The organism is Phyllobacterium chamaecytisi, assembly GCF_020164455.1.
In the GTDB taxonomy this organism is placed as follows: Bacteria; Pseudomonadota; Alphaproteobacteria; order Rhizobiales; family Rhizobiaceae; genus Phyllobacterium; species Phyllobacterium chamaecytisi.
Window position 1 is genome coordinate 147,874 of the sequence record NZ_JAIQWW010000002.1, and the last position, 24,341, is coordinate 172,214.

23 protein-coding genes are annotated in these 24,341 nt (G+C 57.9%); 10 read left to right on the forward strand and 13 right to left on the reverse strand.

Annotated elements, in window-relative coordinates; genetic code table 11:
* The first annotated feature begins 17 nt into the window (after positions 1-17).
* The 6 genes from LB462_RS04430 to LB462_RS04455 are packed head-to-tail and all read left to right on the forward strand — an operon-like array spanning position 18 to position 5,458.
* Positions 18-1,079, forward strand: coding sequence for an ABC transporter permease (locus LB462_RS04430; RefSeq protein WP_224506157.1), 1,062 nt, complete (start codon positions 18-20; stop codon positions 1,077-1,079).
* The gene (locus LB462_RS04435; RefSeq protein WP_224506158.1) at positions 1,076-1,984 is read left to right on the forward strand and encodes an ABC transporter permease; all 909 of its coding nucleotides are present in this window, start codon (positions 1,076-1,078) and stop codon (positions 1,982-1,984) included. The genes LB462_RS04430 and LB462_RS04435 overlap by 4 nt, the downstream gene beginning before the upstream one ends.
* A 5-nt stretch (positions 1,985-1,989) precedes the next feature.
* A complete protein-coding gene (locus LB462_RS04440; protein WP_224506159.1) occupies positions 1,990-2,820 on the forward strand; it encodes an ABC transporter ATP-binding protein in 831 nt (276 codons plus the stop codon).
* Between the two features lie 5 nt (positions 2,821-2,825).
* Entirely contained in the window at positions 2,826-3,629 is an 804-nt protein-coding gene (locus LB462_RS04445) for an ABC transporter ATP-binding protein (RefSeq protein ID WP_224506160.1), read from the forward strand.
* A 12-nt stretch (positions 3,630-3,641) separates the two neighbouring features.
* Positions 3,642-4,622, forward strand: a complete 981-nt coding sequence (locus tag LB462_RS04450) for a mannonate dehydratase (protein ID WP_224506161.1) — start codon at positions 3,642-3,644, stop codon at positions 4,620-4,622.
* A 2-nt stretch (positions 4,623-4,624) separates the two neighbouring features.
* Positions 4,625-5,458 carry a 5-deoxy-glucuronate isomerase gene (locus LB462_RS04455; protein WP_224506162.1) on the forward strand — a complete coding sequence of 278 codons (834 nt, stop codon included), beginning with the start codon at positions 4,625-4,627 and terminating at the stop codon, positions 5,456-5,458.
* A gap of 110 nt (positions 5,459-5,568) precedes the next feature.
* Here LB462_RS04455 and LB462_RS04460 read toward each other — a convergent pair whose 3' ends face one another.
* Together LB462_RS04460 and LB462_RS04465 are read right to left on the reverse strand one after the other, a co-directional pair.
* Positions 5,569-7,152, reverse strand: coding sequence for a DHA2 family efflux MFS transporter permease subunit (locus tag LB462_RS04460; protein ID WP_224506163.1), 1,584 nt, complete (start codon positions 7,150-7,152; stop codon positions 5,569-5,571).
* 26 nt (positions 7,153-7,178) lie between these two features.
* Entirely contained in the window at positions 7,179-8,360 is a 1,182-nt protein-coding gene (locus LB462_RS04465; RefSeq protein ID WP_224506164.1) for an HlyD family secretion protein, read from the reverse strand.
* 132 nt (positions 8,361-8,492) lie between these two features.
* Between LB462_RS04465 and LB462_RS04470 the strand changes: the two genes are divergently transcribed.
* On the forward strand, positions 8,493-9,140 hold the full coding sequence (locus LB462_RS04470) for a TetR/AcrR family transcriptional regulator (RefSeq protein WP_224506165.1): 648 nt from the start codon (positions 8,493-8,495) through the stop codon (positions 9,138-9,140).
* A gap of 100 nt (positions 9,141-9,240) precedes the next feature.
* Here LB462_RS04470 and LB462_RS04475 read toward each other — a convergent pair whose 3' ends face one another.
* Positions 9,241-9,999: a sulfite exporter TauE/SafE family protein gene (locus tag LB462_RS04475; protein WP_224506166.1), complete on the reverse strand. Its 759-nt coding sequence runs from the start codon at positions 9,997-9,999 to the stop codon at positions 9,241-9,243.
* Positions 10,000-10,261: 262 nt separating this feature from the next.
* Here LB462_RS04475 and LB462_RS04480 point away from each other — a divergent pair, with 262 nt between their 5' ends.
* Entirely contained in the window at positions 10,262-11,134 is an 873-nt protein-coding gene (locus LB462_RS04480; RefSeq protein WP_224506167.1) for a hypothetical protein, read from the forward strand.
* A 62-nt stretch (positions 11,135-11,196) separates the two neighbouring features.
* On the opposite strand, the gene LB462_RS04485 is transcribed toward LB462_RS04480, so the two are convergent.
* Genes LB462_RS04485 through LB462_RS04505 form a run of 5 tightly spaced genes read right to left on the reverse strand, consistent with a single transcriptional unit; the run spans position 11,197 to position 15,967 of the window.
* Positions 11,197-12,381, reverse strand: coding sequence for a M20 aminoacylase family protein (locus LB462_RS04485; protein ID WP_224506168.1), 1,185 nt, complete (start codon positions 12,379-12,381; stop codon positions 11,197-11,199).
* 33 nt (positions 12,382-12,414) lie between these two features.
* Complete coding sequence (locus LB462_RS04490; protein ID WP_224506169.1) at positions 12,415-13,188, reverse strand: amino acid ABC transporter ATP-binding protein; 774 nt, start codon at positions 13,186-13,188, stop codon at positions 12,415-12,417.
* A complete protein-coding gene (locus LB462_RS04495) occupies positions 13,175-14,089 on the reverse strand; it encodes an amino acid ABC transporter permease (RefSeq protein WP_224506170.1) in 915 nt (304 codons plus the stop codon). The genes LB462_RS04490 and LB462_RS04495 overlap by 14 nt, the downstream gene beginning before the upstream one ends.
* A 6-nt stretch (positions 14,090-14,095) precedes the next feature.
* Positions 14,096-14,938 carry an ABC transporter substrate-binding protein gene (locus tag LB462_RS04500; RefSeq protein WP_255626473.1) on the reverse strand — a complete coding sequence of 281 codons (843 nt, stop codon included), beginning with the start codon at positions 14,936-14,938 and terminating at the stop codon, positions 14,096-14,098.
* Positions 14,939-14,992: 54 nt separating this feature from the next.
* Positions 14,993-15,967 carry a substrate-binding domain-containing protein gene (locus LB462_RS04505; protein WP_224506172.1) on the reverse strand — a complete coding sequence of 325 codons (975 nt, stop codon included), beginning with the start codon at positions 15,965-15,967 and terminating at the stop codon, positions 14,993-14,995.
* 97 nt (positions 15,968-16,064) lie between these two features.
* Here LB462_RS04505 and LB462_RS04510 point away from each other — a divergent pair, with 97 nt between their 5' ends.
* Positions 16,065-17,399, forward strand: a complete 1,335-nt coding sequence (locus LB462_RS04510) for an aminotransferase-like domain-containing protein (protein WP_224506361.1) — start codon at positions 16,065-16,067, stop codon at positions 17,397-17,399.
* A gap of 86 nt (positions 17,400-17,485) precedes the next feature.
* Here LB462_RS04510 and LB462_RS04515 read toward each other — a convergent pair whose 3' ends face one another.
* From LB462_RS04515 to LB462_RS04535, 5 genes are all read right to left on the reverse strand, one after another.
* Positions 17,486-18,601 carry a porin gene (locus LB462_RS04515; RefSeq protein WP_224506173.1) on the reverse strand — a complete coding sequence of 372 codons (1,116 nt, stop codon included), beginning with the start codon at positions 18,599-18,601 and terminating at the stop codon, positions 17,486-17,488.
* Between the two features lie 124 nt (positions 18,602-18,725).
* Positions 18,726-18,971, reverse strand: a complete 246-nt coding sequence (locus LB462_RS04520; RefSeq protein ID WP_224506174.1) for a hypothetical protein — start codon at positions 18,969-18,971, stop codon at positions 18,726-18,728.
* Between the two features lies 1 nt (position 18,972).
* On the reverse strand, positions 18,973-20,208 hold the full coding sequence (locus LB462_RS04525; RefSeq protein ID WP_224506175.1) for an aminomethyl transferase family protein: 1,236 nt from the start codon (positions 20,206-20,208) through the stop codon (positions 18,973-18,975).
* A gap of 4 nt (positions 20,209-20,212) precedes the next feature.
* The gene (locus LB462_RS04530) at positions 20,213-21,778 is read right to left on the reverse strand and encodes a phytoene desaturase family protein (RefSeq protein ID WP_224506176.1); all 1,566 of its coding nucleotides are present in this window, start codon (positions 21,776-21,778) and stop codon (positions 20,213-20,215) included.
* Positions 21,765-23,384: a phytoene desaturase family protein gene (locus tag LB462_RS04535; RefSeq protein WP_224506177.1), complete on the reverse strand. Its 1,620-nt coding sequence runs from the start codon at positions 23,382-23,384 to the stop codon at positions 21,765-21,767. Before LB462_RS04535 ends, LB462_RS04530 begins: the two co-directional genes overlap by 14 nt.
* Before the next feature lie 262 nt (positions 23,385-23,646).
* On the opposite strand from LB462_RS04535, the gene LB462_RS04540 reads away from it, so the two are divergent.
* Positions 23,647-24,336, forward strand: a complete 690-nt coding sequence (locus LB462_RS04540; protein ID WP_224506362.1) for a TetR family transcriptional regulator C-terminal domain-containing protein — start codon at positions 23,647-23,649, stop codon at positions 24,334-24,336.
* Positions 24,337-24,341: the final 5 nt, after the last annotated feature.

Consider the following 24,341-nt stretch of genomic DNA (forward strand, 5'->3'; position numbering starts at 1 on the left):
AGTCAGGTCGCCAGCGCATGGTCAATCAGGTTGAAACGGTGACCCGGACACCAAGGCGGCGTTCGGGTCTGCGAAAATATCGCCGTTTCGGCGGCTCTCTGCTCAGTGTCCTGACGACACTTTTCCTGTTGGTGCTCCTGACCTTCGTTATCGGGCGACTGATGCCGGTCGATCCCGTCATTGCTGTCGTCGGTCCCGATGCCGACCGCGCCACCTATCTTAAGGTCAAGCAGGAGCTCGGCCTTGACCTGCCTGTTCTGCAGCAGTTCTGGATATTCTTCAAGAATCTACTGCATGGTGATTTTGGTACCACGTTGTTGACCGGTCGTCCGGTGATGGAAGATATTGCTCGTGTCCTGCCAGCGACGGTGGAGCTTGCAACGGTAACGATCATTCTCGGCGCGGGCATCGGAATTCCCCTCGGCGTCTATGCGGCCGTCAATCGCGGCCGTTTCGCAGATCATGCGGTGCGGCTCATCGCGCTGCTGGGTCATTCAACCCCGATCTTCTGGATAGGCATGGTCGGCCTGATGCTGTTCTATGCCAAGCTCGGCTGGGTTGGCGGATCTGGCCGGATTGATCTCTTTTACGAGGACATTGTCCCGAACGTCACCGGTTTCCTGCTGGTCGATGCGCTGCTTGCCTGGGACATGGATGTTTTCTGGAGCGCGGTGTCGCACATCATCTTGCCGGCATCGGTGCTGGCTTATGCTTCGATTGCCTATATCAGCCGCATCACACGCAGCTTTATGCTGGAACAACTGAGCCAGGAATATGTGATCACGGCGCGCGCCAAGGGCGTGCCCCGAAACGGCGTCATCTGGCACCATGCCTTCAAGAATATTCGTGTTCAGCTGGTTACCGTTGTTGCGCTGTCCTATGGCGGCATGCTGGAAGGTGCAGTGCTGATCGAGACGGTGTTCGGCTGGCCGGGTTTCGGCCAGTACCTGACTAACGCCCTGGTCATCGGCGATATGAATGTGGTGGTTGCCTGCACGCTCATCATCGGCTGTGTCTTTATCGCGCTTAACGTGATCTCGGACCTGCTCTACAAGTTTTTCGACCCGAGGATTCAATGAACAGCGATAGCAAGGGGCTGACAGCCTGGCTTACCACGCAAGAGCCGACGAGTGCTACTCACGCAGCATTCCAGAATGTCTGGCATGTCTGGTGCCGGTTTGCTTCCAATCCGCTCGGTATTGCCGGTCTTGCGATCATCCTGGTGCTGGTTTTCGTCGCGATCTTCGTGCCATGGCTTGCTCCATATTCGCCCTTCGAACAGAATTTGCGCGAAACTTTGCTCGCGCCAAATGCCCAGCACCTCTTCGGGACCGACGAACTTGGCCGGGATATCCTGAGCCGCATCCTGTGGGGGAGCCGGATTACGCTCTCCATCGTCTTGATCGTCAGTGTCATCGTTGCGCCAATCGGCCTCATCGTAGGCTGCCTCGCCGGTTATTTTGGCGGCTGGCTCGATACAATCCTGATGCGCGTTACGGAATTGTTCCTGTCCTTTCCGAGCCTTATTCTGGCGTTGGCTTTCGTGGCGGCGCTTGGCCCGAGCTTGAACAACGCCATCATCGCGATTGCCCTGACGCAATGGCCGCCCATCGCCCGTCTGGCCCGAGCCGAATCGCTCAGCCTCCGTGGCAGGGACCATATTTCTGCGGTCCGGCTCATGGGCGCGTCCAGCTTGCGCATCGTGCTCGGTCACATCGCGCCCCTGTGCATTCCGTCGGTGATCGTGCGCATCACTCTCAACATGGCGGGCATCATCCTCACGGCAGCTGGTCTCGGTTTCCTCGGTCTCGGCGCACAGCCGCCTAGCCCTGAATGGGGGGCGATGGTTTCCACCGGACGGCGGTTCATGCTGGACAGCTGGTGGGTAGGGACCATGCCCGGCCTTTCAATTCTTGTCGTCAGCCTGGCTTTCAATCTGGTTGGCGACGCATTGCGCGATGCGCTTGATCCGAGGCAGGAATGAGCGAGATGGACAACCCTTTACTTTCTGTCCGCGATCTCCGGATCAGCTTCCACGGCGCTTCGGGCATTTTTGATGCAGTACGTGGTGTGTCTTTCGATCTTGGGCGGGAAAAACTCGGTATAGTCGGCGAATCCGGCTCCGGCAAAAGCATGACTGGCCGCGCCATCATGCGGCTGACCCCGCCGGCAGCACTTGTGAAAGCCGAGCGTATACAGCTCGGCGAGATCGATCTTCTCCTTGCATCGGAGAAAACCATGAACAGCATTCGTGGCCGACGGATCGGGCTGATCATGCAAGACCCGAAATATTCGCTCAATCCCGTCGTCACCGTTGGCGAGCAGGTCGCAGAGGCCTATCGCATCCATACGCGCTCTTCGTCATCGGAGGCGCGTCAGAAGGCTGTTGCAATGCTTGGTGCTGTGCAGATGCGTGATCCTGAGCGTGTCTACCGCATGTATCCACATGAGATGTCCGGGGGCATGGGACAGCGCATCATGATTGCCATGATGCTCGTTTCAGAACCGGAAATCCTCATCGCCGATGAAGCAACGTCGGCTCTGGACGTGACGGTGCGTCTGGAAATCCTCAACCTTCTCGACGACCTCGTACTGAAACGCGGGCTCGGACTGATTTTCATCAGCCACGATCTCAATCTTGTCCGCCGCTTCTGCGACCGCGTGCTGATTATGTATCAAGGAAGGGTGGTCGAAGCCTTGAAGGCCAATGAACTGGACAAGGCCACACATCCCTATACGAGAGGCTTGCTCGGTGCCATGCCGCGCATCCATGCGCCGCGCAAACGACTGCCGGTCCTCAAGCGTGACGCGGCATGGTAGGCATTATGAGGAGTACAGCGCCGATCATCGAAGTAGAGAACCTTTCCGTCACGTTCGGTGAAGGTGCCGACGAACGGCGGGCCGTCGATGACGTTAGCTTCTCGGTCGATCGCGGCGAGACCTTTGGCCTCGTCGGCGAATCCGGTTCGGGCAAGTCGACAATCCTGCGGGCGATTACAGGTCTCGTAGGAAATGAGGCCACTGTCCTGCGCGTTGCCGGTGAAGACATACGCAACAAACGCGGCAGGGATTTTTATCGCAAGGTGCAGATGGTTTTTCAGGATCCCTATGAAGCGCTGCACCCGCGACACACAGTTTGGCGCCAATTGATGGAACCCGCACGCATCCAGAATATTCCCGATGCGGAGGCTCGGGGTAATGCTGCGCTCGATTCCGTTGGACTTCCCCGGGCACTGCTGTGGCGTTATCCGCATCAGCTTTCGGGCGGGCAGAGGCAGCGCGTTGCCATCGCCCGGGCGTTGATGTCAAAGCCCGACATATTGCTGCTCGATGAGCCCACGTCAGCACTCGACGTTTCGGTGCAGGCCGAAATTCTCAATCTTCTGTCTGACTTGCAGGACGAGCGCGGCCTGACTTATCTCATGGTCAGCCATGATCTCGGGGTCGTGGCCCATATGTGCAAGCGTACCGCGGTTATGCAAGCCGGGATGATTGTCGAAACTCTGGACGTCCATGCGCTCGTGAATGGTGGCGCAACCCAGACCTACACGAAAAAACTCATCGCTGCGAGCGAAGCCCATGGCGAAGATCCGCGCGAGGTCACTCAGGCGCGAGCTTCCAATACATAACAGGAGTATGGCATGTTTCTTGGCACACAATTTCGTGCACGCGACGATGATGATTACCGAGTCATGGCACAACTTGGTATCGAACACGTCTGTGCCGATCCCGCCGGCAATCCACACGACTGGACACTGGAAGTTCTCGAACGGCATCGCGACCATCTGGCAGATTTCGGACTATCTCTGGACATGATCCAGTTGCCCTTGAGTTCACGTGTCATTGAACAACAATACAGCCCTGATATTCTGTCCGCAGGTCCCGAGCGTGATCGCCAGATCGATTCCATCTGCCGCCTGATAGAGCGCGCCGCGGCGGCTGGCATTCCAGCAGTGAAATACAATCTCAACATTATCGGTATCCCGCGCACAGAACTCGAAACGGGCAGGGGCGGATCACGCAACGATGCCTTCCGCTGGGACAAGGCCGACCATGAAGCACCGCTAACTATCGCCGGGGTCGTTGGGGAGGATGAAAACTGGGAGCGCATCGACTATTTTCTTGAACGCGTGGTGCCGGTCGCCGAGGCCAACAAGGTGCGTCTCGCCTGTCATCCGCACGACCCCTATACGCCGCCCGGTTATCGCGGTGTGACGCGTGTTCTCGGCACAGTCGAGGGTCTGAAGAAATTCGTGCTCCTGCGCGAAAACCCCTACCATGGCCTGAACTTCTGCCAGGGAACAGTTGGTGAAATGCTCGACAAACCGGCCGAGGAAATCTTCGACGTTATCCGCTGGTTCGGTGAACGGGGCAAATTATTCAATGTGCATTTCCGCAATATTCGTGGCGGCAGGCTTTCCTTTATGGAGACATTTCCGGAGGAGGGCGACATGGACATGTGGCGCTCGCTGAAAACCTATGCGGAGGTCGGCTATCAATACATGATTATGCCGGATCATGTGCCGCAAATCTCCGGACGCGATCCGCAGAACACCGCTTTCGCCTTCAGTTACGGCTACATTGTCGCGTTGCTGCAGGTAATGAAAAGCGAGGCGAATTAGCAATGTCCGCGAAGATGATCCGCAGGTTTGAGAATGGCAACAAGCCCATTCTCGATGGTAGCGAACCGACAAAGCTCATTCATTTCAATCTAGTGAAACTTGCCGCAGGTGAGGCGCACAGCTACCGTCTACCCGACTTTGAAACCGCCATTGTTCCGCTCTCCGGCATTTGCGATGTTTCTGTAGATGGCATCGAGTTCAACAAGGTCGGTGGACGCGCGAGCGTTTGGGCGGGACAAGCGGATTCCATCTATGCGGGTCCGGATGCGGCCGTTACGATCACAGCACTCGAGCGTTGTGAAATCGCTATTGCCGGAGGTCGTTGGGACGCACCGATGGATCCGTTTCGCATCACGCCGGAAGAAGTCGATATGGTCGATGTTGGTTCCAATGAAACGAAATCACGCCGGCGCATCTTCCATATCCTCGGCAACAGACAGGCGGATCGCGTTGGACGTCTGCTCGTCAGCGAACTCTATGCTGATGAAGGTTGCTGGTCCGGCTACCCGCCGCACAAGCACGATACGGATCAGCCGGGCGAAACCGCACATGAGGAATTATATCATTGGCGGTTCGATCCGCCGACCGGCTTTGGTACACAATTATGGTATGAAGAGGGATGTGAGCCCCATGCTCACGCAACGCGCAATGGTGACACCTTCGCGTTCTCAACCGGTTATCATCCCACCGCGACGTCGCCCGGCCATGCATCCTATATTTTCACCATTCTCGTCGGCAAAACGCAGCGTTCGCTCGTACAGAATTTCGAAGAAGTCCATCGTCCCCTGATGGCGAAAATACCGGGGATCGACGCCATGCGGGCGAAATTCCGGTGACAACTGCGTCTCCCCATGATCAGCTCAAAGGCTGATCGATCCAATCTATCGAAACATGAACTCCAGAACGGTGACTATGTTGCTCTTGTGCGTCTCGAGCCCTGCAATCGCTAATGAGCGCCGGCTCCTCCTGCGCCCTTGGGTTTTTCGGCGAACAACAAAGCGATTGCTGCGATAGCAAGGAGAACGCCGATAACCGCAAAGGTATCACCGAATCCAAGGATGAGTGCCTGGCGCTTGACGAGCCGGCCAAGCGCGACGACGGCTTGCTGGGCGGCGAGGGCGTGATCGGGAACGCCATGGGCGATGAAATAACCGGTCAGCTGGTCGAGGCGCTGGTGAACCTCGTCGCGCGCCAGCGTGACAGATTGGCCTATGATGTTCGAGTGGAACTGTTCGCGCTTGGTCAGAACTGTTCCAAGCGTTGCTGTGCCGACCGCACCGCCGAGATTGCGCAGCATATTCGTCAAACCCGATGCGGCAGCGGCGTCGGCGGCGGCGATGCCGGCCGTCGTAATGGCGGTGATCGGCGTCAATACGAGCGCTTGTCCGATCGCACGCACGATGTTCGGGATCCAGAACTGATCGCCGGCATTGTCGGGTGAAAGCATGACGTTCATGAAACAGCTCGCCGCGAAAATGCTGATGCCAAGGAAGCCGATATAGCGGGCGTCGAAACGCTTCATCAGCATCGGGACCAGCGGGATCAGGAGCAATTGCGGCAAGCCGGTCCAAGCCAGTACATTGCCGATCTGCTCGGCGTTGTAGCGCTGCACCTGCCCCAGATATTGCGGCAAGATATAGACGGTACCGAACAGCGCGACACCGACGAGAACGTTGACCACGACGCCAATAGCGAAGTTCCGCTGCTTCAAAAGGCTGAGCTTGACCAAGGGCTTTTCGACGGTCAGCTCGATCCAGATGAAGGTTGCGAGGAAGACGACGGCGACGGCGCTGAGCTTCAGGATGAACGGGGAGGAAAACCAATCGTCCTTGTTGCCCTCTTCGAGCACGGTCTGAAGAGCCGAGAGTCCGACTGCCATGGTGAATATGCCGGCCCAGTCGCCCTCTTTGAGGAGATGGAGTTGCATAGGCGCCTTATCCAGAGTTGCGGCCAGTGCTACAGCCATGACAGCGCTCGGGATGGCATTGATGAAGAAGATGGTCTGCCATCCATAATTCTCGGTGAGGTAGCCGCCGATCGTGGGGCCAATGGCCGGCGCGAAGGTGACCGAGAGGGCGAAGAGGGCAAGGCCAGCCGGCTGTTGCGATTTTGGCAGCTTCGTCAATACCATGGTGAAGGCCATGGGGATCAGCACGCCTCCGGCAAAGCCCTGCAGGCCACGCATGACAATCATCGAACCGAGATCATGGGTGAAGGCACAGGCAATGGAGAACAGCGGGAAAAGGATCGTATTCACCAATATGTAACGGCGAAACGAGAACACGCTGCTGAAATAGGCGGTGAGGGGAATAACGACGATTTCACCTATGAGGTACGACGTTGAGATCCAGGCGCCGTTGTCGACGCCGGTACCGATGCCGCCTTCGATATCGAGTAGCGAAGCATTGGTGATCTGGATGTTGAGGATCGCCATGAACGCGCCGATCATACCGGCGAGAACGGCAATCCATTCCTTCGTGCTGGCGCGTGGTTGTGGCACCGACGCGGCATTAAACGTGATGGCAGACATGGCACGCTGCTCCTTTTACCCGGCCGTCAATGGCTCTGGCGCTGGATAGCGTCGACCTTGGTATTGATGCTCGGTTGGACGGACATGCCGGGTCGCAGATCGCCTGCGGCGCTGTCGGCATCGAGGACGATCTTTACAGGAATGCGCTGGACGACTTTGGTGAAGTTGCCCGTCGCGTTGTCGGGCGGCAGCAGGGCAAATTCCTGGCCGCTCGCGGGAGCAAGGCTGTCGACGCGGCCGTGATAGACCCGGTCCGGAAACATATCGACGTCGATATCGACCGGCTGGCCGGCATGAACGTCCGTAAGCTGCGTTTCCTTATAGTTCGCAATTACATAGACCGAGGCGGTCGGCACGACAGTCATCAGCTGCGTCCCTGCCTGAACATACTGGCCGACGCGCAGCGTGCGGTTGCCGACGACGCCGTCGACGGGCGCCACGATCGTCGCATAGGACAGGTTGAGTTCGGCCTGGTCCTGGACGGCAAGATCATGCTCCAGAGCGGCCTTTGCCTGCGCAAGCTCGGCCTTCAATAGATCGACCTGCTTTATTGCAGCGTCCAGCGCAGCGTTGTCGCGCACGACGGTGGCTTTTGCCGCAGCGATCTGGGAGGCAGCCTGCTGGGCGTTCTGGATGTTGCCATAGCCGCTCGTGGCAAGCGTTGCGTAGCGTTTGTTATTCTGTTCGGCAAAGATCGCATTGGCCTGATCGACATCGACTGTGGCACGCGCTGCCGCGATAGTGGATTCCTGGATTGCGAGGGAGGCTTGCTTGGCTTCGATTGTTGCCTCTGCGGCCGCGACATCACTCTTCGCCTGCTCGAGCGCCGTCTTGAAATCCCGGTCGTCGATGCGGGCGAGGGGCTGCCCTGACTTCACCGTTTCATTGTCCTTCACGAGGACTTCGGCGATGTATCCCGAGATTTTTGGCGCGACCGAACTATTGTCCGCCTTTACATAGGCGTCGTCTGTCTCCACGTGGAAACGACCTACCGTCCAGTAATCGTGGCCATAATAGGCACCGGCTGCGAGCAAGATGATCGCGGCTGTACCGAAAAGCAAGCGACGTCCACGCTTCCGGACCGGCTTCTCATCAGAGGCCGACGGCTGGGGCGCTTCCGCGATGCGGACAGGCGAACCCGCTTCGGCTGTCGGGACAATTTCTGCGGGTTGGGCAACGTTGTTGTTCAAGGCTTGCAGCTTGCTCATTGTGGTCTCCGAATTTCCGGGTCGCCGTCGCTTGGGCTGCGGCCTTTGGTTGATGACTCCATTTACGAAACTTGACGTTTTCCAAAATACGCCGTATAAACGGGCTGTCAATAATTATTTTGGAAAATGGATATGGTCGTAATTCACAAGATTGAGAAACGCCCGCGGGGCCGACCACAAGTTCGCTGCGACGACGATACGAGAAGCCTTATCGTCGAAGCCGCCAATGCGCAGTTTCACGAAAGCGGTTATGCTGCGGTGAGCATCAGCGCCATTGCGCAGAATGCCGGCGTTTCAACCAAAACCTTGTATCGGCTGTTTCCCACCAAGGCAGATCTGTTTGCCTGCATGATATCCGCTCGAATTGGCCGCTTTTTGCTGGCAGTCGATCCCGCCGGGCATATCAATGATGACTTAGGGGTCGGTCTTGAACACGTGCTGACTGCCTATGGCATGCTCACGCTCTCCGACGATACGATTGGGATCATGCGCCTCGTGATTGGTGAATCCGATCGGTTTCCGGAACTTGCAGCATCGTTCTATGAAAGAGCAATCGTAAGGACCAATACGTTGATGGAAGCGTGGCTTCGCGAACAGGTCGAGCGTGGACGTATCAAGCTAGACGATCCGCATGCGGCAAGCGGCATGCTGCGGGGAATGATGGTCATGGAACCGCAGCGCGCAGCCATGTTGCGCCAAATGCCAGCGCCGAACGCCGAAGAAATTGTAGCTCGAGCGAAAATGTGCGCCGATTTGTTTCTGAAGGGATGCGCAATTTAGTGGACTTTTCAAGGGCTGAGCCAACCTGCGAAAAGCCAATTTTAGCCCGCATGTGATGCTGAGCAAATCACGAAAGAGAACACATATTTTTCTCGCATGATCACGCAAGAAATCCGGAAACGCCATCCCACAACAGTTTCAACGCCGTCAAGACCAGCAATCCGTAACAGGCGCGATAAATCTGCCGTTGGTCGAGCCTTCCGTGAAGCCGCCAACCCAGCCAGACGCCGCTGGGGATGGCAAGAAGGCAAATAGCCATCAAGGTCCAGACACCGGAGGTCGGCTTCACCAACAGCAGCCATGGCACCGCCTTGGTCGCGTTGCCGACGGTGAAAAACATGCTCGTCGTTCCCGCGTAGATTTCCTTGCTGAGACCGAGGGGCAACAGATACATCGCAAGTGGCGGCCCACCGGAATGCGCCACCATCGTGGTCACGCCTGAGGTAAGACCCGCAATGATCGCTTTCGGAGTCGAACGCGGTTGGGCCGTCACCTCCGCGCCTCTGAGAAACCAAAATCCGACAAAGATCAGAGTAATCACCGCCATCACGATCGCGATGGCCCGGTGGTCGAGGAAGCGGAAAAGCCCATAGCCGAGCCCGATGCCGATCACCAGTCCCGGCAGGAGCAGCACCAGGTCCGGCCTCGACCAGGTCGAGGGCTTCCAGTAGCGTAGGGCGACCAGATCCATCGCGATGAACAGGGGCGCGAGCAGACCGCCGGCGGTGACCGGATCCATTACAATCGACAGAAGCGGAATGCCGACGATGGCAAATCCGCCACCGAACGCCCCTCTCATGAAGCTGATCAGGAATACGCCGGCAAACGCGACAAGGATCGTGCCGATCGTCAGTTCCATACAGTTACCTCCTTAGCTGCCGCGCGATCTATACACGATTGGAATTCACGTCAGCTACCCCGGTGCAGCGAATGGAAGGTCGCACGCAGTTCCTCGGTGAAGAACCGTGGCTGTTCCCAGGCAGCGAAATGCCCACCCTTAGTGACGCTTTGCGATCCGGAATTTGGTGACAACCGGAACAAATGCTGTTTCACGAGGTTAATTCAATTGCGAAAGCACCGCCATCGACGAGGCCATGGGACGGATCAACGAGGAGGCAACCATGCGCATTAACCGCCGCCAATTTGCGGCTCTTATGGTTGTGCTCTCCTTGCCGGAGATGTCACGAGCGGCAAATGGGAAGAGCTCCTTATTTTGGCGCGCCAAATTCCCGTCGCAAGATATTGTGCTCTTCGGTTATGTGCGCGTCCGCGGTGATTTCTTTCCGGACATCATGGCCGAGGGAAAGCGTCTGATAGACCAATCCAAATTGGTTCTGATAGATATGAACCCGAGCCTCACTCTGTCTACCACAAAGTTCAAGAACAGCGATCTTGAGCCCGTCTTCCCCCGCCTGACGCAGCCCAATCAGGAGGAACTCAAGACCATCCTCTCAACGCCGCAAGCGGGAAATGCGATCGAGAGGCTTTCCGGTTTCGAGGTGGGCTTGCTTCTCATTGGTGAAGGACAGCATTCCTTCACTCCCGACGCGCCGAGTATCGGCCTCGAGCTCGCGAATTATGGCGTTTCTATCGGGCGTGCTGTCAAGACGCTCGCCTCCGACGGCGAGATGCAGTCGATGCAAAAGCCCCTGACTTTGGAGATCATCAATTCGGTCGGCCCAGCCTCGATCGCCTATCTTCTTGACCTGCGCCGTCGTATCGGGCCCATTGGTGAATACCTCGATGAACTCTACAAGGCCGGCAAGAGCGCAGAGATCGCCAGCCTTGGAGAGGAAATCGCCGCCAAGGGAATTTTTACGCCGACCGATTTCATGGATGCCGATCGCCTACGTGCGCTTTTCGTCGAGCGAATCGCAAACATGCCGGCCGGCACCAATGCCTTCGCCATACTGCCGATCGGGTTGCTGAGCGGCTCGTATAGTATCCTTCCAGAACTCCGGATCCGCGGTGCCGAGGTGACGGCAATCGAGTAGACTTATCCGCTCCTTCAGACGCAGCGGCGGCTGCGAGTTTGCATGTCTGGAATTTGGTGAGGCTACAACGATAAAAATCGCTCGGTGAGCCGGGCCCACATGGCGGCGCCCGTGGTCAGGCTGTCGTCGTTGAAGTCGTACTTCGAGCTGTGCAGGATCGGCGAGTTCTCGCCATTGCCGAGGCGCAGGAAGCAGCCTGGCTTGTGTTCCAGGAAATAGGCGAAATCCTCGCTACCCGGAATCATGGGGCACACTCCCACTTTGGCGTCGCCCACCAGCTCGGTGACGACGTCGACAGCGAAGGCTGTTTCTTTGTCCGAGTTGATGACGACGGGGTACCCGCGCTCATAGTCGATGGAAACGCTGGCGCCATGCGCTTCGGCGATCGACGTTGCGATGCCACGCACGCGCCGCTCCAGCATGTCACGGACCTCCGGCGAGAAGGACCGAATGCTGGCTACGATCTCGGCCGTTTCGGGGATCACGTTCGACGCCGTGCCGCCATGGATGGTTCCGACCGTCACGACCGCAGTCTCGATCGGATTTACGTTGCGGGATACGACGGTCTGCAGCGCCATGACCATGTTGGCTGCGACCACGATCGGGTCGACCGTCAAATGCGGGCGCGAAGCATGGCCGCCGCGTCCCACAATGGTGATTGTCGCGGTGTCGGAGGCGGCCATCAACGGACCCGCCCGCATCAGGAAGGTGCCGGCAGGTGCGCCGGGATGATTATGCAAGCCGAAGATCGCGTCGCAGGGGAATCGATCGAAAAGCCCGTCTTTGATCATAGCCTGGGCGCCGCTACCCTTCCCGGCTTCCTCGGCAGGCTGGAAGATCAGATTGACCGTGCCGTTGAAATGGCGGGTACGCGCCAGATATTCGGCCGCGCCGAGCAACATTGTCGTGTGGCCGTCATGGCCGCATGCATGCATCTTGCCAGCGGTCGTGCTGGCATAGGACAGGCCCGTCGCTTCCATGATGGGCAAGGCATCCATGTCCGCGCGAATGGCGATGCTGCGTCCGCCTGCACCCTGCCGCAGCCGACCGACGACGCCAAGACCTCCGACATTGCGGGTCACCTCGTAACCCCAGCGTTCCAGGCGATCGGCGACGTAGGAGGCCGTTTCATGCTCCTCGAACGAGAGTTCCGGGTGTGCGTGCAGATGCCTGCGCGTCTCGATGAGCTCGGCGGTCCGATCGTCGAAATCCGCAATGCGAGCGAACTCATTTGAAGTTTGTGGCATGAGACTGTCTTCCGTGTTTTGTTCGGCCACCGGTTAGATGAAGCGGCTGAGGAAACTTCTGGTGCGGGGATGAGATGGATTGGTAAGGACCTCGGCCGGGGGACCCTCTTCGACGACAACGCCTCCGTCCATGAACACAACGCGGTCCGCCGCTTCCTTGGCGAAACCTATCTCATGGGTGACCACGATCATGGTCAAACCTTCCTTGGCAAGGTCGCGCATGGTGGCCAGCACCTCGCCCACCAGTTCCGGATCGAGGGCTGATGTTGGCTCGTCGAACAGCATCAGCCTGGGTCGGATTGCCAGCGCACGGGCGATCGCCACGCGCTGCTGCTGCCCGCCCGACAATTGGCGCGGATAGGCGTCCATCTTTTCCGCCAGCCCGACGCGGTTGAGAAGTTCCTTGGCGTAGCGGACAGCCTCGTGCCGATTCTGGCCATGGACGCCGATAGGCGCTTCGATGACGTTCTGCAGCGCCGTCATGTGCGGGTAGAGATTGAACTGCTGGAACACCATGCCGATCTTGCTGCGCTGCACGGCGATGTCGCGATTGGAAAGCTTGATCAACCGGTCGTCCCTGAGCCGATAGCCGATCTGTTCTCCGTCGACTTCTATGAACCCCTGGTCGATCGCCTCAAGGTGGTTGATGCAGCGTAGGAAGGTGGATTTTCCCGAACCTGACGGACCAAGGATCACAACCACTTCTCCGGGCGCGACGTCGAGATCAATGCCCTTGAGGACTTCCAGCGGGCCGAACGCCTTGTGAACATTGCGGGCCCGGACCAGGCTTGTTTCAGACGTGCTCATGGGCGGCTCCTGCGATGGGCGTGGCGTTCGCCTTTGTCCTGTCCGCAGCCGTCGCCCCACGATCGCCGCGATTGTAATAGCGTTCGATGGCGCTCTGTCCGACGTTAAGGATCGACGTGATGAACAGATACCAAAGCACGGCGACCAGCAGCATCGGGATGATCTCGAACGTCCTGTTATAGATCGACTGGACCGAGTAGAGGAGATCGGCCATGGCGATGACGCTGACAAGCGAGGTCGCCTTGATCATGCTGATAAGCTGGTTGCCGGTCGGCGGCACGATGGACTTCATCGCTTGCGGAATGATGATGCGCCACAAGGCGCGCGCCCTGTTCATGCCGAAGGCTTCCGCCGTCTCGGCCTGACCCTTATCCACCGAGAGCAAGCCGCCGCGAATGATCTCCGCCATATAAGCCGCTTCGTTCAGGGCCAGCCCGACAATGGCTGCGGTCAACGGCGTAATGAGGTCGTTCGTATCCCAGCTCGCGATTCCGATGGAAATGCGTGGAAACAGCGTCGACATGTTGTACCAGAAGATAAGCTGCACGAGCAGCGGTGTTCCGCGGAAGAACCAGATGAACAGGTTGGCCAGGGATGACGCCAGCCTGTCGTTCGACATACGTGCAATAGCGAGAATGAGTCCGAGCACCACGCCGATGATCATTGCGACGACCGTCAGGCCGAGTGTCACCCACAGGCCCTGCATGACCGTCGGGTCGAAGAGATATTGGGCAACGACCGGCCAGCCGAAATTCGGATTGATCGCTACGATGTAGGCGAAGCCAAAAGCGACGGCCAGGGTGAATATCCAAAGGGCAAGGCGTGTGATGGGGAACGGCACATGCGCGAGTTTGACGTCGCGCAGCCTGTCATCGGGTTGGATCGACGCGGAACCGGACATCGTCCTCTACTGCCCCTGATTGATGCCGGGAGTGTCGATCAAATTTCTGTCGAGGCCCCACTTCTTCATGATCTGGGCGTAGGTGCCGTTCTTGATCAGGATCTTGAATGAGTCGAGCAGCACGCCGCCCAGTGGCGAGGCCTTCTTCACCACGGCTCCCTGATATATGTCTTTGAACCCGTTGGCCTGGCCTACGGCGGCCAGCTCGAGCTGGCCGTTGGCTTGCTGAACGAAATAGGTCAAGGGAGCCTGTGAAGAGAAGAACCCGTCGGAGCGTTTCGACCGAACGGCCAGGATCGAGCTCGGCTGGTCGGTGAAGGACTGAACCTCCACCGCCGGATTACCCGCCGCCACGCATTTTCCCGATTGTTCCTTGATGACCTTTTCCGCCGAGCCGCCGGCCATCACTGCGATGCGCTTGCCGCAAGACGCATCGAGCGACGTGATGCCCTTCGGATTGCCCTTCTCCACGGCGAAGACGACGTATTCGCGCGCCCAGTCGATGAAGTCATTGGCCTTCTGGCGGTCGGGATAGTCGCCCACCGGGCCCATGGCGAACTGGTAGCGGCCGGAATTGATGCCGCTGAGCAGGGCCGGAAGGCCGGCCACGGATGCATGATCGATGGTGATCCCGAGCAATTCGCCGATGGCGATCGAGATATCGTTGGTCGCGCCGGTAAGTTCGGTTCCCGTGACGATTTCATAGGGAGGGAAGGAGCCGTTATTGACGGCGACCATCTTGCCCGCGTCGCGGATGTCCTGTGGCAGGCGCGCGCGCAACTCTTCATTTTGAGTTTGTTTCTGAATGTCCTGAGCCCATGCAGCGGTTGCGGCCAGAGCCGCCACCAGTGAGGTGAGAATGCGGATCGATTTCTTCACGGTACACTCCTCTGTAAAATTGTTTCAGGCGGCGCCTGCGCGGCGCGTAGATTCGAACGGAAAAAGCGAATGAGGCGTGAGCTCGGACTGCAGGATACCCTGTTCACGCAATTCGGTAACGAAATCCTCGATCATCCCGAAATTCGCGTCCAGTCCGCTTTCGTTCCACGTCGGCGGCAAGTCCCGCGCCGAGCGCAGCAGTTCGTCGAACATCCACGGCGTCGTCTCGGCATATTTGCGTCGCTTCGAGGTCCAGACTCGCTGACTTTCGTCGACAAGGCGGGTTAATTCGTCGGCTAGCCATGGATGATCATGGACCAGCTTTGTCTTGATCGCAATTATGTGCATGCCGGGCACATATCCAACTTCGTCGAAATAGGCTTTTTCGGCGGCTGCAAAGTCCGGCAACAATTGGCGAAGCCCCGCTCCGTTCTCGAAATAGCCGTCAGGCATGAAGGGAGTGAAGATCGCATCGAGCTCGCCCTTCGCCAACAGTTCCAGCATGGGACGTTCACCGGGAGCCGCCTCGATCCTGCCGGGCTGGCCAAAGCCGTCGAGCCGATCGACGATGGGGTGGTTGGCCGTCAGGCGACCGGCGAACCAGAATGCATCTTCGATACCGACGCCTTCCCTGCGCAGGGCAGCCCGCGTCCAGGTATTGCCGGAGTCGCGCCAGCCGGTAACGCCGATCCGCTTCCCGGCAAGATCGGACAACCGGGTCATAGGGCTCGCTTCGGTGGTGATAATGCACCTGTGGCGGAAGCCGCGCATGATAAAGCAAGGAATGCCGACGATGGTTTCCGCGCCCTCGGCCATGGCGGAGGTGTAGCGGCTGAAGGAAACTTCCGCGGCGTCATAGATCTCGCTCGAAGCAAGATCGGGGATCAATGTTCCGACGCGATCCACCTGCAGTTCGATCCGATCCGACGGGACGTCGCCGAAAATCAGTGGAGTCAGATAGTCCCAATCGCGGGTGGCAATTTTGATGGGAACGCGCATGGATTTCCTCATACCGGCGGTTTGACTAGACCTCCGTAAATGTTTATGTTGATGCAATCAAATGTTATTATGACATTAAACATTTAAAGTTCAGATGATGACGGATCAATTCGACGCCCAATGGTTTGCTCATCGTCTTGGCGATCGCACCTCGCGTGGCATTGCGCTTGAAACCGGCGCGATGATCCGCTCGGGATCGCTGCCGGTCGGAACCAAACTGCCGTCCGTCCGCGATCTCGCCTTCACGCTGGGTATAAGTCCGGCGACGGTATCCATCGCCTGGGCCGATCTGCGCCGCCATAAGATCATTGGGGGGAGAGGTAGGAACGGCGCCTGGGTGATGGGCGACCGATTTGCGCCTCGTCCGACGCGCCTCGTGAACATAGGCAACTACGTGCCGGACACCCTGGAACTCGCGACGGCGTCGCCGGATAGGTCTTTGCTTCCGCCCCTGGAAGCTGCTCTGGTGCATGGAGCGAAGGCCGAAGCGCTCAACAGCTACGAAAGGGTTCGCATTCTGCCCGAATTGGAAGACGCGGTTCGTCCATCCTGGCCATATGATCCGGGTGCATTCCTGGCAACCAATGGAGGGTATAACGCCGTATACACCTTGCTCCATGCACTGGTGCCTGCAGGTTCGCCAGTTGCAATAGAAGACCCGACGGCAATGCGGCTTCTGGATATTCTGGAGGATCTCGACGTCCCGATCATCCCGGTTGCATGCGACGTGCACGGACCACTTCCGGACGCGCTCAGGGAAGCGTTGAAAGAAAAACCCGTGGCGTTTCTTTTCCAGCCCAGGGTGCATTCCGTCACCGGCTCCTCCATGACGGCGGAAAGGCTTGAAGCGCTGGGCGACGTGCTCAAGGAGTCCGAAACGCTCATCATAGAAGACGATGGTGTCGGCGATATTTCAGAGGGGGCCCGGCAGTCACTGGGTCGGCGTTTTCCGGACCGCGTCATCCATATCCTTTCCCATTCGAAAACCCTCGGGCCCGATCTGAGGCTGGCCGTGTTGTCGAGTTCAGCGCGTATCGTCGAACAGATTCAATCGTATCGAAGCTTCAGCGCAGGCTGGACGAGCAGGATTTTGCAGGCTGCAGCATCCTGGCTTCTTCAGGACCCCTCGACGGATGAAATTATCCGTCGGGCCAGGACGATATATCGGGAGCGCCGGCAAGCATTTGCCTCGGAATTGCTCCGGCGTGACATAAGAATTGATACCGGAGACGGGTTGAGCGTGCTCGTCCCGGTCATGTCGGAGAACTTTGCGCTGATAACCCTGGCGTCCCGCGGCATCGCCGTTCATCCAGGCTCAAAATTCTCCATGAAGCCGATCAATTTCATACGCGTCGCCACCAGTGTTCTTCAATTGCCCGACGTCGAAAGGGTCGCCGCTGCGATCGAGGTCGCGGCCGCTGTACCCAGATGAGAGCATCCGGGGCGCTTTGCTTCATGCAAAAACGGCCTGAGAGATCAGGCCGCTTTCATGTCTTCAAAATGGGCGCCTGTGAGGGTTCAGAAATTCCTCTGGAAGCGGATGGTGCCGCCGAAAGCATCGTCATCGCCGCCATTGGCAACCGAGAACGCCTCGCGAGCGCCATCGAATTTGGTGTAGTTGAGCTCCGGTGTGATTACGAACCCGGGAACCAGTTCGTATTCGACGTTGAGTGCAAAGGCGTAGGTGCCTTCGTCTTCCCATGCCGCCTGGCCATTGAGAGTTGCCTTTTCGGCGACCTTTGCGGTGAAGCCACCCCACGCAGCCCAATCGCCCTCCCATGTGCCAAACCAGTTGCGGTTGAATTGATCGACATCGCCTGTCGCAGGATCGAAGTCATTGTCATAGCCGGATTGATAGCCGCCCATGATGAAGACCGAGAATTTGTCGTTGATCGTAACGTCCAGCCGGAGCTTGCCGGCAAATTCCTCGACATTGGAGTCGTAGCCGACGACACCGGAAACGCCGCCCCAATCCTTCTCGAGTTTCGCACCGGCGAGAACGTGAGGCATATAGTCCTCGATGACATATTGTCCGCCGAGACCGGTAACATCATCCTGGCCTTGTTCAGCGCCGATCATGGCCGAGAAGCCATTGCCGCCTGTAAAGGTATAGCTGACCTGATTGCTCTGGCCTGACTGATAGTTGATCACATCGTCGTTGAGGACATTGCCGGCGTAGCCGACGAATGATCCGAAAAGTTCATCGGCTGTACCAATGCGGAAGCCGCCGAGTTCGATCCAGGCTTGCGGGAGTGTACCGCCGGTGGAGACGCCATTCTCATACTCAAGGCGGGTCTCGGCATAGGAGCGTAATGTGCCCAGTTCGGTTTCGGAGCGGGCGTCGAAGCGAACCTCTGCACGGGTGAGTTTGTACCAGGTCTCGTTGCCCTTGGCGCCGACATTGGTTCCATCATAGGGGTTGTCGCCGGCTGCAGCATCGTAACGCACATAGCCGTCGATCTTCAGGCAGGTCTCAGTTCCCGGTATATAGAAGAAGCCGGTGCCGTATGCATCGCAAACACGCACATATTCGACGGGCTCCGGTTCAGCAACAACAACTGCATCTGCAGCTCGTGCGCCTGAAGCTACAACCAGAGTTGCAATCGATCCGAGTAAAAAGCTTCTGATATTCATCGTTGTTCCCCTCATGTTTGTTATCAATCTAGGCAAAATTTAGTTGAACCGTCAAAGAAAATGTTTGATATAGCGGTAGTTGCATGCGGGTTATTTAATATGTGTTGCCATTTTACCATTTAAACTACTTATCAATTCGCTCCAACCGTGCCAACCAGTCGCTTCCGATAGAATGAGATCTCAGGATCGCAAGAGGATCTTCCCAATCGAGACGCGAACAGATGCGATAGATCTCCAATGTCTCCGCATCCATTTCGCCCCGCCGATTGAAGTACATGGCGGCGGCATAACGGGCGCGGCCTGACCACTCCTGCCCTAGCGGCGTGTTGATCAAGGCCCACTGTTCTCGCTCTACTTCGTCCGCAGACATGTCAGAAATCCCCAGGTGGGTTCGCAGTGCGTCGATCGAGCTTGATGAAGGGCCTCGGCACCACCTTGGCCCGCTTCATCAGTTTCTGATAACGCAACTCGCGCATGGCATAGATCTCGACCCACAGATCGCCGGTTATGGTGTCGCCGTAGGGCCGCTCCAGGCTGGCTAGCGCAATGTTGCGCTTGGCCATCGGCGACCATATCGCCGCGCTGACCAGTCCTATCTCGCGCTTGCCCTGATGGTACACAATGGCGTGTTCGGCAGGGATATTCCCCTCGATTTCAAGCCCCACAAGGACGTGCTGGAGGCCGCCACTAGCTCGAGCCTGCTGGATGGCACGCCGCCCGTTGAAGTGGGGCTTTTCCATATCGATCATGAATCCGAGGCCAATCTCATCCGGCATTCGCACCCGGTCCGCGCGGATGGCGTGCTCGGCGGTTATGAAATCCGAGTTGGCGACGATCAACCCTGCTTCGAGCCGCGCCCGGTTGAGTGCGGCATAGCCTATCGCGCGCAAGCCACGGGGTTCTCCTGCTTGCCACAACCTATCCCAAAGACTGAGAGCCATTTTCTGGTCTACGAACAGTTCATAGCCAAGATCGCCGGTAAAACCAGTTCGCGAGATCGTGACATTTTCGCCGTCGTGCTCAAATTCAGCAAGGTCGAATATTTTCAGCGCGTCGACGCCGTTGAAGCCCGCGTCGCGCAGGACCGCAAATGACGCGGGGCCCTGCAGAGCCAAGCCCGCGACAGACTTGGTCTCCTCGATAATGCTAACGTCAAACCCGATGCCGCTATCGAGCAGCCAGGGTAAATGCCGTTCCTGGCTGCAAAGACGAAACCGATCACTCGTCAGGCGGAAAAGCGTTCCGTCATCGAGCACGTGGCCCTCATCGTTGCACCAGGCCGTATAGTGAACTCTGCCGGGCTTCAACTTCCTGACATCGCGAAGGGTAACCCGGTTCAGGAATGCTTCGGCATCCGGTCCTTCAATGCGATATTTCACCATTGGCGAAATATCGAACAGCGCGGCCTGGCTGCGAATGGCGAAATACTCGAGTTCTTCGTCCCAAAGCGATAGAGGAGCCTTGTAGCCTGCCCAGTCGTACCACTCCTCCGTTCGCATCAATGCCTCGATGCGCGGCTGAAACGGCGAGGCGATGCGAGGCGTGCGGAAATGATCCTGTGAGGCGGCTCTCGCCATCAGCAGCTTTTTTGGGTCGCTGTGCTTCATGACGTTATCCATTCCTCGCAATGATGCGTCGCGCCGCGTTCAATCCCGGGACGCCGGATACACCGCCGCCCGGATTGGAGCCGGAACTTGCAAGATAAAGTCCGTCAATAGGCGTGTCATAGCCTTCAGCGCCGAAAACGGGACGGGACATCAACATCTGATCAGCCTGCAGTTCTCCGTGGTGCCAATGTCCACCCGGCATGCGGTAACGCTGTTCAATATCCAGCGGCGTGAGGAGTTCGGCGTGGAGGATCGATTTGCCGATTCCTGGGGCATATGCCTCCAGCTGTGCAAGAATTGCCTTCAGGAACTTCGGTTTGCCCGCGGTCCAACCCTCCTTCAACACATAGGGAGCATACTGAACGATGGCGGAGAGGGTGCACGTCCCGTCGGGCGCCAGCGATGGGTCGAGCAAGCTTGGCAAGGTTATCTCCATGGCGGGCTCGGGCGAGAATTCTCCGTATTTGGAGGGATTGAATGCGCGCTCCACGTGATTGACGGAAGGCGCGATAACCAGCCGTCCATTCAACTCGGGTGCGCGCAGGCCTGAAAATTGCGGAATTCTGTCCAAGGCCAGATGCAGTTTCGCGGCATCGCCATTGACGCGGATATTATTGATCCTTCGGACAAATCCTGTATCGATCTCGCGGGTCCCAACAAGATTGAGAAACGTCGTGCGAGGACTAATGGCGGATACAACCGTTTTCGCCCGGATTTCCTCACCGCTCTCCAGCAAGGCACCGACAGCCCGGCCATTCTCGATGATGATCCTGGCGACGGGAACATTCGAGCGGATGGCCACGCCAGCCTGCTCTGCGGCCAGTTCGATTGCCTTGACCACGGCGCCGGTACCGCCGACGGGATGCATCTGCGCGCCGGGCTTGCCACCAATTTCGCCCGCAAGCCGGTAATAGAGCCCGAGCAGGGAGGTCGGGGAGCGCGGTCCAAGATGGCTGCCAAGCGTGGCATCGAAAGCAAGAAGACCTTTCAACCGATCGTCTTCGAGATGTTCGTCCAGCACATCGGCGACGTTCATCAGCAGCATGCGCAGAAAATCGCGCATGTCCTCCTTGCCGAGCCGGCGCAGGGAGATGCCGGTCATGGCCAGCGCCGACGTTTCTGCAAAGGACATGCCGCCCAAATCGGGAGGTCTGCGCGCGAGCAGGGGCTTCAGGATCCCGGCATAGCGGAAGAGCTGACTGCGCAGTCCGCTCCACGCCTCCTGTTCCGGCTTTGACGCGCCGACGAGAGTTTCACCATAAGCGCCGATCAGGGTAAGTGGTGCACCTTTTGCTGAAAGCACGGTGGTCGGCATCAAAGGGGACGTGTCCAGTTTCAGGCCGTGCTTCTGCAACTCCAGAGACTTGATTACCTCAGGATGCAACCTGTTAATCAGGTGGGCTACTGAAGACGTCCGAAAACCTGGTGCGAATTCCTCGGTGCGCGCAGCACCGCCGGTTTCACGCTCTGCTTCAAGTACGAGGACTTTTCTGCCGGTTTTCCCGAGGGTAGCGGCAGCAACGAGGCCGTTATGGCCGCCACCTATGACGATCGCATCAAATGACGTCATGGGCGGGACTCATATGTTTTGTGCCGCGTGACAGATCACGCAGGATTTCAGCTGCAGCGTTGCGTCCGGGTGCTCCCATGACGCCGCCGCCTGGATGTGTGGAGGAACCGCACATGTAAAGGCTGTCGACCGGCGAGCGGTATTGCGCGTAGCCGGGGACAGGGCGGTTGAACAGCAACTGATCGAAGGTCAATTCGCCCTGGAAGATATTGCCCTCCGTCAGGCCGACTTCCGCTTCGAGTTCGCGCGGGGTGCGCACTTCCATATGTATGATGCGATCACGGAAACCCGGAGAATAGTCGGCGATCTGCGAAATCACCGTCTCGCCGAAAGCATCGCGGTCAGCGTCTGTCCACTCCTTGCCTTCCACCTTGGGTGGGCAATATTGGACGAAGCAGCTCATGAAGTGCTTGCCGGGCGGCGCCATCGTCGGATCGAGCGTTGTTGGAATGACCATGTCCAGGAAAGGATCGGCCGACCAGCGCCCGGCCTTCCAGTCATCATATCCGCGCTCCATGCGTTCCACGCTGTCGGTGAAGTGCATGTCGCCGCGATAGACCGGCGAATCTTTTGGAAGTGCCGGAAACTCCGGCATGGAATCGAGCGCGATATTCACCTTTCCTGATGATCCGCGCATCTTGAAGTTCTTTACGCGGCGCAGGAAAATATCGGGGAGTTCCTTCTCCTCGACCAACTTGAGAAAAGTTCTTTTCACATCGGCGTTCGAAATGACCATCTTCCCGGGGATTTCTTCCCCGTCGACGAGCACAACACCCTTGGCGGAACCATTCTTGACGAGAACGTGATCGACTTCGACGCCGGTGCGGATCGTGCCGCCGGAGGCCTCGAACGACGCGGCGAGCGCCTTTGTAACCGCACCCATGCCGCCGCGGGCATAACCCCAAGCACCGACAGATCCGTCAACCTCGCCCATGTAATGATGCAGCAGCACATAGGCCGTACCCGGTGACATTGGCCCCAGCGCCGTGCCGATGATTCCGGACAGCGCGAAATTCGCCTTGATCACGTCTGTCTCGAAATACTCATCGAGAAAATCCGAAATCGACATCGTCCAGAAGCGCAGTGTATCGGCCATCTCCGTGGCGCCGAGACCGGCAAACTTCTTGCCGAGATACATCAACTCCGAGATATCGCGCGGCCGGAAGGTCGTTGGATCGGCAGCAGTGCGCATGAGCAACGGTTGTATGAACCGGCACTGTCTCGTCACGTCGCGCGCATATCGATCATAGGCTTCGGCATCGCGTGGCGAGAAACGCGCGAACTCTCGACGGTGCGCGTGATGGTCGCGATAGTTGGCCAGGTAATCGCCGTCCTGGGTGAACACTGCGCCGCCCTCATACGAGATGACCTGCAAACCAAAGCGCGGCAGTTCGAGGTCGCGCATGATTTCGGGCCGGAACAGCGAACAGACGTAAGAGCAGTTCGAATACAGGAAACCCGGGGTGAGAGACCGGCTGGTCGCGGCGCCGCCGATCCAGTCGTTCTTCTCCAGCACGAGCACATCGAGTCCAGCGCGCTGCAAATAGCACGCATTGACCAAACCATTGTGTCCCGCGCCAATGACGATGGCGTCCCATTTTTTCATTCGATACCCGTTCCCACTGTTCTTGCCCCATAATTCACACGAGAAATAATAGCTTGTCCAGCAGATATTGAATGAATGTTCAACAAATATGATTGCGTTATGGACGACTTTGGGTATTGTTGAGCTGGATTGTGGGCGGTACGCCGTTGACGGAGGCGGAGATCATCCGGGCTTGGAAACGATGCAGGGCGAGCTTGACAATGACGACTTTCACTTCACTCATCGGCATGAAGATGCCGGGCGTGAGTTGCAGACCGGCCAGATGCAAAAGAGGTCAAGCATGAAAGTCACACCGATCAAGGAAAAGGACGCGGAGAAGCGCGGCAGAAAGGCTTCGAAGGAGACCAGGCAGTTGCAGCTTATCGAGGCGACGATCGATTCGCTTGCCAAACGCGGCTATTCCGAGACGACTATGGCGGACGTGGCCGATGGTGCCGGTCTTTCGCGCGGCATCGTCAATTTCCATTTCGAGAGCAAGGAAAAGCTGCTCATCGCCACGCTGCAATTCATGTCGGAGGAGTATTCCGTTCACTGGCGCAACGCCCTGGCAAAGGGCGGCGATGATCCTGCCCGGCAACTTGCCAGCGTTGTCGCCTCGGATTTCGATCGTGCCATCTGCAACAAGAGAAAGCTTGCCGCCTGGTGTGCCTTTTGGGGGGAGGCGAAATCCCGGCCGACCTATCAGGCTCTGTGCGGCGCGCGGGACCAAGCCTATCAGAACGTGATCATCGACATTTGCAGAAAACTCAAGGCTGACGGCGATTATTCGTTCGATGCCACGGCAACAGCGCTTGGACTAAGCGCGATGCTTGAGGGCCTATGGCTGCGTCTCATGATGGGGACCGAAGATGTGACGCGAGAATCGGCCCATTTTGCCGCCTGCGACTACCTGGCCTCCGTATTTCCAAAACACTTCTCAAGAGAAGCCCTACCGACAAAGAAAACCGCATGAACGGT

Excerpts from the sequence above, each read along its gene's own strand:
- LB462_RS04485 (WP_224506168.1), bottom strand. The coding sequence starts at position 12,381 with ATGCCACAAACTTCAAATGAGTTCGCTCGCATTGCGGATTTCGACGAT.
- LB462_RS04460 (WP_224506163.1), bottom strand. The coding sequence starts at position 7,152 with ATGTCTGCCATCACGTTTAATGCCGCGTCGGTGCCACAACCACGCGCC.
- LB462_RS04520 (WP_224506174.1), bottom strand. The coding sequence starts at position 18,971 with ATGTCTGCGGACGAAGTAGAGCGAGAACAGTGGGCCTTGATCAACACG.
- LB462_RS04435 (WP_224506158.1), top strand. The coding sequence starts at position 1,076 with ATGAACAGCGATAGCAAGGGGCTGACAGCCTGGCTTACCACGCAAGAG.
- LB462_RS04450 (WP_224506161.1), top strand. The coding sequence starts at position 3,642 with ATGTTTCTTGGCACACAATTTCGTGCACGCGACGATGATGATTACCGA.
- LB462_RS04490 (WP_224506169.1), bottom strand. The coding sequence starts at position 13,188 with ATGAGCACGTCTGAAACAAGCCTGGTCCGGGCCCGCAATGTTCACAAG.
- LB462_RS04525 (WP_224506175.1), bottom strand. The coding sequence starts at position 20,208 with ATGAAGCACAGCGACCCAAAAAAGCTGCTGATGGCGAGAGCCGCCTCA.
- LB462_RS04530 (WP_224506176.1), bottom strand. The coding sequence starts at position 21,778 with ATGACGTCATTTGATGCGATCGTCATAGGTGGCGGCCATAACGGCCTC.
- LB462_RS04440 (WP_224506159.1), top strand. The coding sequence starts at position 1,990 with ATGGACAACCCTTTACTTTCTGTCCGCGATCTCCGGATCAGCTTCCAC.
- LB462_RS04495 (WP_224506170.1), bottom strand. The coding sequence starts at position 14,089 with ATGTCCGGTTCCGCGTCGATCCAACCCGATGACAGGCTGCGCGACGTC.
- LB462_RS04535 (WP_224506177.1), bottom strand. The coding sequence starts at position 23,384 with ATGAAAAAATGGGACGCCATCGTCATTGGCGCGGGACACAATGGTTTG.
- LB462_RS04515 (WP_224506173.1), bottom strand. The coding sequence starts at position 18,601 with ATGAATATCAGAAGCTTTTTACTCGGATCGATTGCAACTCTGGTTGTA.
- LB462_RS04505 (WP_224506172.1), bottom strand. The coding sequence starts at position 15,967 with ATGCGCGTTCCCATCAAAATTGCCACCCGCGATTGGGACTATCTGACT.
- LB462_RS04470 (WP_224506165.1), top strand. The coding sequence starts at position 8,493 with ATGGTCGTAATTCACAAGATTGAGAAACGCCCGCGGGGCCGACCACAA.
- LB462_RS04540 (WP_224506362.1), top strand. The coding sequence starts at position 23,647 with ATGCAAAAGAGGTCAAGCATGAAAGTCACACCGATCAAGGAAAAGGAC.
- LB462_RS04480 (WP_224506167.1), top strand. The coding sequence starts at position 10,262 with ATGCGCATTAACCGCCGCCAATTTGCGGCTCTTATGGTTGTGCTCTCC.
- LB462_RS04510 (WP_224506361.1), top strand. The coding sequence starts at position 16,065 with ATGACGGATCAATTCGACGCCCAATGGTTTGCTCATCGTCTTGGCGAT.
- LB462_RS04475 (WP_224506166.1), bottom strand. The coding sequence starts at position 9,999 with ATGGAACTGACGATCGGCACGATCCTTGTCGCGTTTGCCGGCGTATTC.
- LB462_RS04465 (WP_224506164.1), bottom strand. The coding sequence starts at position 8,360 with ATGAGCAAGCTGCAAGCCTTGAACAACAACGTTGCCCAACCCGCAGAA.
- LB462_RS04445 (WP_224506160.1), top strand. The coding sequence starts at position 2,826 with ATGAGGAGTACAGCGCCGATCATCGAAGTAGAGAACCTTTCCGTCACG.
- LB462_RS04455 (WP_224506162.1), top strand. The coding sequence starts at position 4,625 with ATGTCCGCGAAGATGATCCGCAGGTTTGAGAATGGCAACAAGCCCATT.
- LB462_RS04430 (WP_224506157.1), top strand. The coding sequence starts at position 18 with ATGGTCAATCAGGTTGAAACGGTGACCCGGACACCAAGGCGGCGTTCG.